General features: G+C 69.6%; 15 protein-coding genes and 1 tRNA gene. 5 read left to right on the top strand and 11 right to left on the bottom strand.

The window, feature by feature from the left end; translation table 11 throughout:
* Positions 1–8 precede the first annotated feature (8 nt).
* Positions 9–719 (bottom strand): response regulator transcription factor, encoded by a 711-nt coding sequence (locus tag ASE95_RS07385; protein ID WP_056633939.1) that lies wholly within the window; start codon positions 717–719, stop codon positions 9–11.
* Positions 720–878: 159 nt separating this feature from the next.
* Here ASE95_RS07385 and ASE95_RS07380 point away from each other — a divergent pair.
* From ASE95_RS07380 to ASE95_RS07365, 4 genes are all read left to right on the top strand, one after another.
* Positions 879–953, top strand: a tRNA-Gly gene (locus ASE95_RS07380).
* Between the two features lie 98 nt (positions 954–1,051).
* Complete coding sequence (locus tag ASE95_RS07375; protein ID WP_056633936.1) at positions 1,052–1,345, top strand: I78 family peptidase inhibitor; 294 nt, start codon at positions 1,052–1,054, stop codon at positions 1,343–1,345.
* 53 nt (positions 1,346–1,398) lie between these two features.
* Entirely contained in the window at positions 1,399–2,109 is a 711-nt protein-coding gene (locus ASE95_RS07370) for an HPP family protein (RefSeq protein WP_056633933.1), read from the top strand.
* On the top strand, positions 2,106–2,900 hold the full coding sequence (locus ASE95_RS07365; RefSeq protein ID WP_056633930.1) for a DUF72 domain-containing protein: 795 nt from the start codon (positions 2,106–2,108) through the stop codon (positions 2,898–2,900). Before ASE95_RS07370 ends, ASE95_RS07365 begins: the two co-directional genes overlap by 4 nt.
* 123 nt (positions 2,901–3,023) lie before the next feature.
* On the opposite strand, the gene ASE95_RS07360 is transcribed toward ASE95_RS07365, so the two are convergent.
* From ASE95_RS07360 to ASE95_RS07325, 8 genes are all read right to left on the bottom strand, one after another.
* The gene (locus ASE95_RS07360) at positions 3,024–3,422 is read right to left on the bottom strand and encodes a hypothetical protein (protein WP_056633927.1); all 399 of its coding nucleotides are present in this window, start codon (positions 3,420–3,422) and stop codon (positions 3,024–3,026) included.
* A complete protein-coding gene (locus ASE95_RS18255; protein WP_082450002.1) occupies positions 3,388–3,978 on the bottom strand; it encodes a PEPxxWA-CTERM sorting domain-containing protein in 591 nt (196 codons plus the stop codon). The genes ASE95_RS07360 and ASE95_RS18255 overlap by 35 nt, the downstream gene beginning before the upstream one ends.
* A gap of 104 nt (positions 3,979–4,082) precedes the next feature.
* Positions 4,083–4,502 carry a 6,7-dimethyl-8-ribityllumazine synthase gene (ribH, locus tag ASE95_RS07350; protein ID WP_056633921.1) on the bottom strand — a complete coding sequence of 140 codons (420 nt, stop codon included), beginning with the start codon at positions 4,500–4,502 and terminating at the stop codon, positions 4,083–4,085.
* Positions 4,502–5,635, bottom strand: a complete 1,134-nt coding sequence (ribB, locus tag ASE95_RS07345) for a 3,4-dihydroxy-2-butanone-4-phosphate synthase (RefSeq protein ID WP_056633918.1) — start codon at positions 5,633–5,635, stop codon at positions 4,502–4,504. Before ribB ends, ribH begins: the two co-directional genes overlap by 1 nt.
* Entirely contained in the window at positions 5,625–6,230 is a 606-nt protein-coding gene (locus ASE95_RS07340; protein WP_056633914.1) for a riboflavin synthase, read from the bottom strand. Before ASE95_RS07340 ends, ribB begins: the two co-directional genes overlap by 11 nt.
* Before the next feature lie 14 nt (positions 6,231–6,244).
* Positions 6,245–7,225: a bifunctional diaminohydroxyphosphoribosylaminopyrimidine deaminase/5-amino-6-(5-phosphoribosylamino)uracil reductase RibD gene (gene ribD, locus ASE95_RS07335; RefSeq protein ID WP_056635889.1), complete on the bottom strand. Its 981-nt coding sequence runs from the start codon at positions 7,223–7,225 to the stop codon at positions 6,245–6,247.
* A 25-nt stretch (positions 7,226–7,250) separates the two neighbouring features.
* Positions 7,251–7,601, bottom strand: a complete 351-nt coding sequence (locus ASE95_RS07330) for a hypothetical protein (RefSeq protein WP_056633911.1) — start codon at positions 7,599–7,601, stop codon at positions 7,251–7,253.
* A 17-nt stretch (positions 7,602–7,618) separates the two neighbouring features.
* Complete coding sequence (locus ASE95_RS07325) at positions 7,619–8,956, bottom strand: glutamate--tRNA ligase (protein ID WP_056633908.1); 1,338 nt, start codon at positions 8,954–8,956, stop codon at positions 7,619–7,621.
* A gap of 79 nt (positions 8,957–9,035) precedes the next feature.
* On the opposite strand from ASE95_RS07325, the gene ASE95_RS07320 reads away from it, so the two are divergent.
* Positions 9,036–9,971: a ribose-phosphate pyrophosphokinase gene (locus ASE95_RS07320; protein ID WP_056633904.1), complete on the top strand. Its 936-nt coding sequence runs from the start codon at positions 9,036–9,038 to the stop codon at positions 9,969–9,971.
* Positions 9,972–10,072: 101 nt separating this feature from the next.
* Here ASE95_RS07320 and ASE95_RS07315 read toward each other — a convergent pair whose 3' ends face one another.
* Both ASE95_RS07315 and tsaD read right to left on the bottom strand, forming a co-directional pair.
* A complete protein-coding gene (locus tag ASE95_RS07315; RefSeq protein ID WP_056633901.1) occupies positions 10,073–11,053 on the bottom strand; it encodes an NAD(P)H-dependent glycerol-3-phosphate dehydrogenase in 981 nt (326 codons plus the stop codon).
* Entirely contained in the window at positions 11,050–12,075 is a 1,026-nt protein-coding gene (tsaD, locus tag ASE95_RS07310; RefSeq protein ID WP_056633896.1) for a tRNA (adenosine(37)-N6)-threonylcarbamoyltransferase complex transferase subunit TsaD, read from the bottom strand. The genes ASE95_RS07315 and tsaD overlap by 4 nt, the downstream gene beginning before the upstream one ends.
* Positions 12,076–12,172 lie beyond the last annotated feature (97 nt).

The raw sequence follows: 12,172 nt of genomic DNA, 5'->3' as shown, positions 1-12,172 counted from the left end.
GTGCCGGCTCAGGCGCGCTCGACCGGGGCGTTCAGCATGTAGCCGACCCCGCGCACCGTGACGATCGGCGCAGGGGCGCCCGCCCCGCCCAGCTTGCGGCGGAGCCGGCTGACCAGCACGTCGATCGACCGGTCCGAACTGTCGCCCAGCCGCGTGCGGCTCAGCTCGATCAGCCGTTCGCGCGCGATCACGCGTTGCGCATGGTCGGCGAGCACCACCAGCAGGTCGAACTCCGCGCCGGTCAGATCGACGATCGCCCCGGTCGGCGACGACAGTTCGCGCCGCGGCAAATTGACCGTCCAGCCATCGAAGGTGAGCACGCCCTGATCGCCCGCCCCCGCACGTCGGTCGAGCGCGGGGCGGCGCAACACCGCGCGGACCCGCGCCACCAGTTCGCGCGTGCCGAACGGTTTGGCGATATAATCGTCGGCGCCCAGTTCCAGTCCGACGACGCGGTCCGTTTCGCTGGCGCGCGCCGACATGAAAATGATCGGCACGTCACTTTTCTGGCGCAGCGAACGACACAGGTCGATCCCGCTGGTGCCCGGCAACATGATGTCGAGCAGCACGAGATCGACCGGCCCCGAATCGAGCGCGAGCCACATCTCCGGTGCCGCCGACGCAGGACGCACGGCAAAGCCGTTCTCCTGCAACGCACGTGCGGTCAGCATCCTAAGCGACGGATCGTCCTCGACAAGCAAGATGGTAGGCGCGGTCATGCCACCGGACGTAGGGTCCGGACTGATCGCGGTCAATTCGCAGTCGCGGTAGAAAAAAGACGATAGACACGAAACGGGGCTTGCAGCCCCATGAGACCGCTGCTAGTGGCCCCACCTCACCCGACGGAAGCGCTTCTGCTTCCGGTCCACGGCGCCAGAGCGGGCGTAGCTCAGGGGTAGAGCACAACCTTGCCAAGGTTGGGGTCGAGGGTTCGAATCCCTTCGCCCGCTCCAGTCTTCATGACCGCACATCTCGCATCCCGTTTTTCGGGACTGATGTATGTTGCGTGCAGGCGTGCCGTGCGGCGCACCGGCGGGTGGAGTGACCGTTCATGATCGTCCTTTCGTTGATCGCGGTGCTCGCAGGCCTCACATCGTCGCCGCAGAGTCGTGCATTGCCACCCTTCCCCGACGACCAGCCTGGCGCGCCGATGCGCGGTGGCTGCGTCTTCGCAGGAGTGAAGGTGGGGCGCCCGGTGCCGCCCGGATTGCGGAAGCGCAGCGAAGGGTCGACGAAGGTCCGGATCGTACGGCCCGGAGACCGGCTGACGATGGACATGATCCCGTCGCGCCGGAACATCCACATCGATGCGCAGGGCAAGGTCACCCATATCACCTGCGGCTGACGCCGCTGGCCGGCGCGGATGACGGGGGCGGTGCGGCGCGCTAGGGGCATCACATGCCTTCCTTCTTCAAGCCGATCCTTGCCGGTGCGCAATGGCCCGCGCGGCTGGTTGCGTGCCTGGGTGCGGCGACGTGCCTCGCCCTGACGTTCCTGGTGTGCGCCCGGCTGCCGCTGTCGCAGGCCGACCTGCCGATCATCGTCGCCCCGCTGGGGGCGTCGGCGGTGCTGGTGTTCGCGGTCCCGGCCAGCCCGCTGGCGCAACCGTGGCCGGTGATCGGCGGCAACATCGTGTCCGCGCTGGTCGGGGTAGCGGCATATGAAGCGATCCCCCAGACCGCCGTGGCAGCCGGTGTCGCAGTCGGCGCGGCGATCCTGGTCATGTCGTTGCTGCGGTGCCTGCATCCGCCGGGCGGGGCCGCGGCGCTGACGGCGGTGATCGGCAGCCCCGGCATCCATGCCGCGGGATTCGGATTCGCGCTCGTACCGGTCGGGATCAACTCGCTGGCGCTGGTCGGGCTGGGCATCTGCTATCACCGGCTGACCCGCCATTCGTACCCGCACCGCGTCGCGACGACCGCCACCCCCGCCGCCGGCCTGCACGCGGCGGACATTGACGCCGCGCTGGCCGACCTGCACGAGACGTTCGACATCGCCCCGGCCGATCTCGACGCGCTGCTGACGCGGGCGGAGGCGCATGCGGAGGCGCGACGACGCGGTCGCGCCATCTCGACAAGCGCGCCGCCGACCGGCACGTCTGCGCCATGACTCATCCTGCGATCCGGGTCGGCATCGGCGGCTGGACCTATGCGCCGTGGCGCGGCACCTTCTATCCCGACAAATGGCCGCAGAAGCGCGAACTGGAATATGCCAGCCGCCACGCCACCGCGATCGAGGTGAACGGCACTTTCTATTCCTCGTTCAAGCCCGCCACCTTCGCTAGCTGGCGGGAGAGCGCACCGGACGGCTTTGTGTTCGCGTTGAAGGCGTCGCGTTATTGCGTCACGCGCAAGGTGCTGGCCGAGGCGGGTGAATCGATCGCCCGCTTCGTCGGGCAGGGCATCGTCGAACTGGGCGACATGCTCGGGCCGATCCTGTGGCAGATGCCGGCGACGCGGAAGTTCGATGCCGACGACATGGGCGCGTTCCTGAAGCTGCTGCCCACCGCCGAAGCCGGGGTGCCGCTGCGCCATGCGATCCAGGTGCGCCACGAAAGCTTCGCCACGCCCGCCTTCGTGGCGCTGTGCCGCGCGGCGGGGGTGGCGATCGTGCACGGCGACTCCGCCGATTATCCGGCGCTCGCCGATGTGTCGGGCGACTTCGTCTATGCCCGGCTGGAGGATGCGCGCGAGGACGAGCCCGCCGGCTATGCGCCCGCCGCACTCGATCGCTGGCGGGATGTCGCGCGCGGCTGGGCGGCGGGCGAAAGCCCGGCGGCGCTGCCCTATGTCGCGGACCCCGCCCCACGCCAACCGCGCGACACCTTCATCTTCATGATAAATGGCGCGAAAGTGCGTGCACCACACGCCGCGATGGCGCTGATCGATCGTCTCGGCTGACCGGGCGGATGTTGCGAGTGTTGCGAATGTTGAGACACTGGCGCAGTGTCTCAACATTGGCGTCAAGGCGCGAGACGAGACCATCGCCGCGTCGTGCGGGATGTTGGCCGCTGTAGGACAGCTTTATGCCGCACCGTCGAGCCGCGCCACGATCGCGGCGATCGCCGGGTCGGTATACGTGGCGACCGGATCGTCGGAGCCATCGGCAAGACGGTGGTATGCGCCAGCGTCGAACGCCTCGTACACCTCCTGGAACAACGCGGGCCAGCGATGCGCCACGCCGTCGAGCCACAACCCCTGCAGCAATCCCCACAGGTCGCCCGCGATGCTGTCGCAGACGACATAAGGCATTTCCCCGGCATGATAGGCGCGCGCCAGCCGTGCAGCGAAGCGATCGAGAAAGGCGGCGACATCCTCGCCGCTCGACGGCGGCGCGCCGGCGGCCCACGTTTCCGCGATCCGCCTGCGCTCCTCCGCCGGAAGGTCGTTATCGGCCGGCGTAACGAACCTGCACGCGCCCACGACGCAGCGCCATGCCGACCACCGCGAACCCCGCGATCATCATCGCCCAGCTGGACGGCTCCGGCACCGCCGCCTTCACGGCGCTGATCGAGAACGTCACCTGCCTGCTCCCGCCGCTGATGCCGGGATAGCCGATCCGTGCGACGTTCCGGCACGCCCCGGTGTCGCCGCCGCAGGTCAGGCTGCTGAACAGGCCGTAGGTCGTCTGGCCTGCCTTGAACACAAGCCCGCCGTCGTCGACGAGCGGTGCAATGCCCGTGGGATAGAGCAGGTTGGTGGCGAAAAATGGCGCTTTGTCCGGAGCGGGCGGCATGAGCGACACCGCCACGTTGCGGAAGATGCCGGTCATCGACGTGACGAGATAGCCGGCAACGCTCTGCCCGGCGATCGGCTCTTCGGCGTCATAGGCGAACGTCGTGTCGGTGGTCGTCAGCCGGCCCGATCCCGCGAACGATCCGATGATCTTCCACTCGAAAACCGCGGCCTGCGCCGGCAGCGCGACGATGGCCAGGCACAGTCCTGCTGCGCCTTTCGCAAGGCGAATGTTCTTCATCATGTTGTGCTTCCCCCCAGAAGACCAGCCGCGCCCGCGCGGCCTCCATAGAGGCGCTACACTTTATAATCGTGTGCCGCCAGCGCCATGACCACGAATGATGCGCGTCAGCCCAGCCGCTCCTTCAGGTCGAGCATCGCCAAGGCCGCCCGTGCGGCACCGCCACCCTTGTCGAGTTGCGCGGGATCGGCGCGGGCGATGGCCTGCGCCTCGTCCTCGGTGGTCAGGATACCGTTGCCGATCGCCATGCCGTCCATGGTCAGCGCCATGATCCCGCGCGCGCTTTCGTTGGCGACGATCTCGAAATGATAGGTCTCGCCGCGGATCACGACACCCAGCGCCACGAACGCGTCATAGCGGCCGCTGTCCGCCGCCATCGCGATCGCGCCGGGCACTTCCAGCGCGCCGGGCACGGTCAGCACTTCCGCCCGATGCCCCGCCGCCTCGATCGCGGCCCTTGCGCCCGCAACCAGCATGTCGTTGAGGTGATCGTAGAAGCGCGCTTCGACGATAAGAATGTTGGCCATCAATCCACCTTCCGTTCGCCGACGATCGACAGGCCATAGCCGTCGAGCCCGACCAATGTGTGATGCGTGTTCGTCAGCAGCACCATGTCGTGCACGCCCAGTTCGGCGAGGATCATCGCGCCGACGCCGTAATCGCGCAATTCCTCCATGTCCGCCGGGGCCGGCTCGCCGGCCTTCATCCGCACTGCGGTGGTGAAGGCATCGGCGCGGTGGCGGTTGATGACGACGATCACGCCCGCGCCCTCGGCAGCGATCAGTTCCATCGAGCGCGAGAGCATCCGCCCACGCTCGCCCTCTTCGCCGAACACGTCGGCGAACGGCGACAGCGCGTGCATCCGCACCAGCGTGGGGCGCGACGGATCGACCCGGCCCTTCACCAGCGCGATCTGTTCGGTGCCGGTCGCCGTGTTGCGATACGCGCGCACCGTCCAGTCGCCGCCCCAGCGGCTGGTGAACGGCGCTTCGCTGACCAGTTCGACCAGATGGTCGTGGCGGCGGCGATAGGCGATCAGATCGCGGATCGTGCCGATCTTCAGGTTGTGGAGCTGCGCGAACGAGACGAGATCGTCGAGGCGCGCCATCGTGCCGTCCTCGTTCATGATCTCGCAGATCACGCCCGAGGGGTTCAGCCCGGCCAGCCGCGATACGTCGACGGCCGCCTCCGTATGGCCGGCACGCACCAGCACGCCGCCGTCGCGCGCGACCAGCGGGAAGACGTGGCCGGGGGTGACGATGTCGGCGCGGCCCTTGGTCGAATCGATCGCCGCCGCGATCGTGCAGGCGCGATCGGCGGCGGAGATGCCGGTCGTGACCCCCTCGCGCGCCTCGATCGAGACGGTGAAGGCGGTTTCGTGCCGCGTCCCGTTGTTGCGGCTCATCAGGTCGAGCCCGAGGTCCTCGACCCGCGCCTTCGTCATCGCCAGGCAGATCAGCCCGCGGCCGTGGCGGGCCATGAAGTTGATCTTCTCCGGCGTCGCCATTTGCGCGGGAATGACCAGATCGCCCTCGTTCTCGCGATCCTCGTCGTCGACCAGGATGAACATCCGGCCGTTGCGCGCCTCGTCGATGATTTCTTCGGGCGTGGAGAGATAGCCGTGGCGCAACCGCGCGAGTTCGGCGGATTTAGCGGCCACGATAATGCTCCATGCGTTGAAGGTAGCGCGCCAGCACGTCGATCTCGACGTTGACGCGCGCGCCGGCGACCAGCGTGCCGAGCGTGGTGACCGATTGCGTGTGCGGGATCAGGTTGATCGCGAAAACGGTGCCGTCGGCGGCGTCGGCGACGGTGTTGACGGTCAGCGACACGCCGTCGATCGTCACCGACCCCTTTTGCGCGACGAACGGCGCCAGATCGGCGGGAACGCGGACCTGCACGCGGCGCGAATCGCCGTCCGCCTCGACCGCGATCACCTCCGCCACGCCATCGACATGGCCGGTGACGATGTGCCCGCCGAGTTCGTCGCCCAGCTTCATCGCACGCTCCAGGTTCAGCGCGCGGCCTTCGTGCCACTGCGCATCGGCGGTGCGCGCCACCGTCTCCCCGGACACATCGACCGCGAACCAGCCGGGGCCGGTCTCCACCACCGTCAGGCACACGCCCGAACAGGCGATCGACGCGCCCAGGTCGATCCCGGCGGTGTCATAGGCGGTGGCGATGGTGACACGCCGATCGCCGCGTTCCTCGATACGCTGGATGGTGCCGATGTCGGTGACGATGCCGGTAAACATGCGGGGTGAACCTTTCAGCCGCGCTCGTAGACTTCGAGCCGGTCGCTGCCAAGCTGGCGCTGGTCCGCCAATGTCCAGCGGCCATGCGCATCGGCGAGTCCGGCCAGCCCGATCTCGCCGAGCGTCCGGCCGCCGCCGATCAGGATCGGCGCACGGTAGAGCAAGAGGCGATCGACCAGCCCGGCGCGCAGGAACGCGGCGGCGGTCTGCGCGCCGCCCTCGACCAGCAGGTGATCGCCCGGCAGCGTGGCGATGTCCTGCGGCGCGGCGATCCACCGCGCGGGTTCGCGACCCGGCGTGCCGCCCGCCATCGCCTCGTCGGACGCGCCGGCCGCGTCGCGGCGGGACAGCACGACCCGCAGCGGGATATGCTGCGCCAGACCGGGGAGCCGCACGTCGAGCCGTGGGCGATCGGCCTCCCATGTGCCGCGCCCGACCAGGATCGCTTCGTGGCGACTGCGTTCGAGATGCGCGTGGGCGCGCGCCTCGTCGCCGGTGATCCACTGGCTGCGCCCGTCCACCATCGCCACCGCGCCGTCCAGCGACAGCGCCAGCTTCAGCGTGACGTGCGGGCGGCCATGCGCGCGGCGGGTGAGGAACCCCGCCATCGATCGCCGTGCCGCGTCGGCCAGCACGCCCGTTTCGACCGCGACGCCAGCGAAGCGCAGCCGCGCGAAGCCGCTGCCGTCCGTGCGCGGATCGGGATCGCCCAGCGCGGCGACGATCCGCCCCACCCCGGCTGCGATCAGCAGGTCGGCGCAGGCGGGACCGCGCGTGCTGTCATGCGCGCACGGCTCCAGCGTGACATAGGCGGTCGCCCCGGCGGCGCGTTCGCCCGCCTCGGCCAGCGCCATCGCCTCGGCATGGGGACGACCGCCGGGCTGGGTCCAGCCGCGTCCGACGACCACACCATCGCGGACGATCACGCAACCGACGTTCGGATTGGGCGCGGTCAGTCCACGCGTGCGCCCGCCCAGCGCCAGCGCCGCCGCCATCCAGCGCGCATCGTCGCTCAAGGGGTCAGATGCCCATCGCGTTCAATTTGTCGTCGAGCCGTTTGAACCCGGCGCGCAGCTTTTCCTCACGCGCGCGTTGCGCGGCGATCTGCGCGTCGCGGATCGGCTTGTCGATCTTCTGCTGCGCGATGATCTCGGCATCGGTGCGGTCGAGCTTCCACTGCTCGAAATAGACGATCTTGGGCTTGTAGACCTTTTCCGCGTAAGAATCGTGCACGAACGCCCACAGGATGAAGCAGGTGAGCGTGATCGACAGAAGCAGGAACCACAGGTCCTGCGGCTGACGCGTGCCGAGGAACAGGCGAAGGTCGTGCCATGCGCGGATCGGCGACATGCGGGCGAAGAATTGCTGCATGACGCCGATATAGGCGGTCAGGCGGCGGCGTTCGAGTCCAGTCGTGCAATGGTACGCTCACGCCCGATCAGCGGCAGCAGCGCCGCCATGTCCGGCCCGTGATCGCGCCCGGTCAGCGCGCGGCGCAGCGGCAGGAACAATGGCTTGCCCTTCCGCCCGGTCGCCTCCTTCAGGGCAGCGGTCAGCGCGTGCCATGGGTCGCCCGCCCAGTCGATGGTGCGTGCGACCGCCGCCGCCTGCGCCAGATAGGCGGCATCCTCACCGGGTGCGGGGGCGTCGACCGGGCCTTCGATCACCTGCCACCAGTCGGCGGCGCCCGCGACCGTTTCCAGGTTGGGCCGGATCGCCTGCCATGCGGTGTCGTCCATGCCCGCCGGCAGACGCCCGGCGACGGCGTCGAACGGCAATTGATGCACGATGCGCGCGTTCACCTGCGCCAGTTCGCGCTCGTCGAAGCGCGCGGGCGCACGGCCGAAATGCGCGAAGTCGAAACCGGCGAGCAGCACCGCCGGGTCGACGTGCGGCTCGACCGGCTGGCTGGTGCCCAGCCGCGCGAGCAGCGACACGATCGCGGCCGGCTCGATCCCCTCCGCACGCAACGCGTCGATGCCGAGGCTGCCGAGCCGCTTCGACAATTTGCCCTCCGCGCCGGTCAGCAACGCCTCGTGCGCGAAGGCGGGCGGCGCCGCGCCCATCGCGGCGAACATCTGCAGCTGCAGCGCGGTGTTGGTGACGTGATCCTCGCCGCGCACCACATGGGTGACGCCCATGTCGCGGTCGTCGATCGCGGACGGCAGCATGTAGAGCCACGACCCGTCGGCGCGGCGGATGACGGGATCGCTCATCGTCGCGGCGTCGAAATGCTGCGGGCCGCGAATCAGGTCGGTCCATTCGATCGGCGCGGCATGATCGAGCCGGAAGCGCCAGTGCGGGCGCACCCCGTCCGCCTCCAGCCGCGCGCGCTCGTCATCGGTCAGCGCCAGCGCGGCGCGATCGTAGACCGGCGGCAGCCCGCGCCCGCGCAGGATCTTGCGCTTCAGGTCGAGCTCCTGCGCGGTCTCGTACGCGGGATAGATGTGGCCGGCGGCGCGCAGTTCCTCGAACACCGCCTCGTATCGGGCGGTTCGCGCCGACTGGCGCTCCTCGCCGTCCGGGTGCAGCCCCAGCCACGCGAGGTCGGCACGGATCGCATCGACGAAACGCTCCTCGCTGCGTTCCGCATCGGTATCGTCGATGCGCAGCAGGAAACGCCCGCCGTGCGCGCGCGCCCACATCCAGTTGTGGAGCGCAGCGCGGATGTTGCCGACGTGGAGCGTGCCGGTGGGCGACGGGGCGAAACGGGTGATGACGGTCATGACGCCAACCGCTTACGCGCCGCCCCTTCCCCTCGCCAGTCCCCGCGCCTAAACGAACCGCACGAAAGGGTGTTCGTCCATGAAATTGATGACCGGCAACTCCAACCTGCCGCTGGCGCGTGCGATCTCCGATTATCTGGAGGTGCCGCTGACCGAGGCGCTGGTGCGGCGGTTCGCCGATGAGGAAATCTTCGTCGAGATCATGGAGAACGTCCGTGGCGAAGACGTGTTCGTCGTCCAGTCGACCAGCTATCCCGTCAACGACAACCTGATGGAATTGCTCATCATGATCGACGCGCTGAAGCGCGCGTCGGCGAAGCGGATCACCGCGGTGCTACCGTATTTCGGCTATGCCCGGCAGGACCGGAAGCCCGGTCCGCGCACCCCGATCTCCGCAAAGCTTGTCGCCAATCTGGTGACGACGGCGGGGGCGGACCGCGTGCTGTCGGTCGACCTGCACGCCGGGCAGATCCAGGGCTTCTTCGATATCCCCACCGACAATCTGTTCGCCGCGCCGGTGATGTCGCAGGACATTCGCGCGCGATTCGGTGAAAAGAACCTGATGGTCGTTTCGCCCGACGTCGGCGGCGTGGTGCGCGCGCGCGCATTGTCCAAGCGGCTCGACAATGCGCCGCTCGCGATCGTCGACAAGCGTCGCGAACGTGCCGGCGAATCGGAGGTGATGAACATCATCGGCGACGTCGAGGGCCGGTTCTGCATCCTGATCGACGATATCGTCGATTCGGCGGGTACGTTGTGCAACGCCGCCGCCGCGCTGAAGGAAGCCGGCGCTGAGGACGTGGTCGCCTATGTCACGCACGGCGTGCTGTCCGGCGGTGCGGTGGCGCGGGTCGAGGGATCGGCGCTGCACGAACTGGTGATCACCGATTCGATCGGCAACCACGACACGATCCGCGAGGCCGGCAAGATCCGCCACCTGACGATCGCGCCGCTGGTCGCGGAGGCGATGCGCCGGATCTCGGACGAGGCGAGCGTCAGCAGCCTGTTCGACTGACGCCCGCGCCGCTGCGAAGCGGCGACCCGCCCGGCCGGCGCAGCGAAACCGACGACGCGGCTAACCGCGCCGCCCGGCCTTCTTCGCGCTCCCCCGGACGGTCAGACCTCTTCCTTCAACGGCCGGGCGAGCAGGTCGTCGATCACCTCCCGCACCGCGCCGCCATCCAGCAGGCGGCACACCGCGGCGGTGATCGGCATTTCCACACCGGCGGCCTGCGCCGCCTCCAGCAACACCGGCGCGGTGAACGCGCCTTCCGCGACGGTGCGGCGATTGGCGAGCAACGCCGCCGCCTTCTCCCCGCGGCCGATCCCGACGCCCAGCGAGAAATTGCGCGAAGCGGTCGACGAACAGGTCAGCACCAGATCGCCCAGCCCCGACAGGCCCGACAGCGTTTCGGCGCGCGCGCCCTTCGCCAGCCCGAAACGGGTCATCTCGGCAAAGCCGCGCGCGATCAACGCGGCGCGCGCATTCTGCCCCAGCCCCGCCCCGTCGACCACGCCGCACGCGATCGCCAGCACGTTCTTCACCGCGCCGCCGATCTCCGCGCCGATCACATCGCCGGTGGCATAGGGGCGGAAATGCGGCGCGGCGATCGCCGCCGCCAGCAAGGCACGCGTCGCGGCGTCCTCGCCCGCCAGCGTCACCGCCGTCGGCAGCCCGCGCGCGACCTCATGCGCGAAGGTCGGGCCGGACAGCACCAGCACCGCCGATCCCGGATGCTGCTCCTGCGCCACCTCGCTCATCAGGCGATGGCTGTGCGCCTCGATCCCCTTGGAACACACCACGAGCGGCTGGGCATTGGCGGGCAATTGCCCCAGCACGGTACGCATCGCCTGCGCCGGGGTGACGATCAGATTCGCCGCCGCCGCCGCCACCCAGGCGAGGTCGCCCGTGGCGCGGATCGACGGCGACAGCGGGATGCCGGGCAGATACGCGGCGTTTTCATGAGTCGCGTTGATCGCGTCGACCAGCGCCGGATCGCGCGCCCACAGCCGTACCTCATGCCCGTTGGCGGCGGCGACCTGCGCCAGCGCGGTGCCCCATGCGCCCGCGCCGATGACGCCGATCGCCCCGGTCATGCCTTCACCCCCGCGCCGCGCACCTTTTCCGCATCGGGATCGAGCGGCCAGCGCGGCCGCGCCGCCACGTCGAGCGGATCGGTCAGCCCGGCGGCGAACCGCTCGGCCCCGGCCCAGGCGATCATCGCCGCATTGTCGGTGCACAGCCACGCCGGGGGCGCGACGAAGCGCAGCCCGTGTTCCGTGGCGAGCGCCTGCATCGCCCCGCGCACCGCCCCATTGGCCGCAACCCCGCCGGCCACCACCAGCGCGGTGGCGCGCCCCGCCCGGCCCAGCGCGCGGCGGGTGCGGTCGATCAGGCAGTCGACCACCGCCTGCTGGAAGCTCGCCGCCACGTCCACCGCGGCATGATCGGGCGCGGCGCGCGCCACCGCCGCCTTCAGCCCCGCGAACGAGAAATGCGGCTCTGGCGACCCCCTCAGCGGGCGCGGCAGCGGCACCCCGCGCGCGTCGCCCGCCGCCGCGGCGCGCTCCACCGCCGGCCCGCCGGGAAAGCCGAGGCCGAGGATCTTGGCGGTCTTGTCGAACGCTTCGCCCACGGCGTCGTCGATCGTGGTCGCCAGCCGGCGATAGTCGGCGACACCCTCGACCAGCAGCAACTGGCAATGTCCCCCCGACACCAGCAACAGCAGATAGGGAAATTCGAGTCCGGGGTCGGCGAGCCGCGGGCTGAGCGCATGACCCTCCAGATGATTCACCGCGATCAACGGCTTGCCAGCGGCATGCGCCAGCGCCTTCCCGGTGACCAGCCCGACCATCACCCCGCCGATCAGCCCCGGCCCGGCGGTGGCCGCCACCGCATCGACATCGGCCAGCGTCATGCCGGCGTCGGCCAGCGCCGCCTCGATCAGCGGCTGAAGCACCTCGACATGCGCGCGCGCCGCGATTTCCGGCACGACGCCGCCATAGGGGCGGTGCGCCTCCTCCTGACCGGCCAGCCGGTGCGCCAGCACGCGGCGGTCGCCAGTGACCAGCGCGGCGGCGGTTTCGTCGCAGGAGGATTCGAGACCGAGGATCAGCATGTCCCCCACTTAGGACATCGACGACGCCATATACATCCCCACGGCGTGGCGACGACCGGGGAACGGGAACGGGGGCGAACCGGGCATGTCGATCCGA

This window comes from Sphingomonas sp. Leaf231 (assembly GCF_001421995.1).
Lineage (GTDB): Bacteria > Pseudomonadota > Alphaproteobacteria > Sphingomonadales > Sphingomonadaceae > Sphingomonas.
Note: the sequence above shows the minus strand (reverse complement) of the source record. Positions and strands in the feature narration are given on the sequence as shown.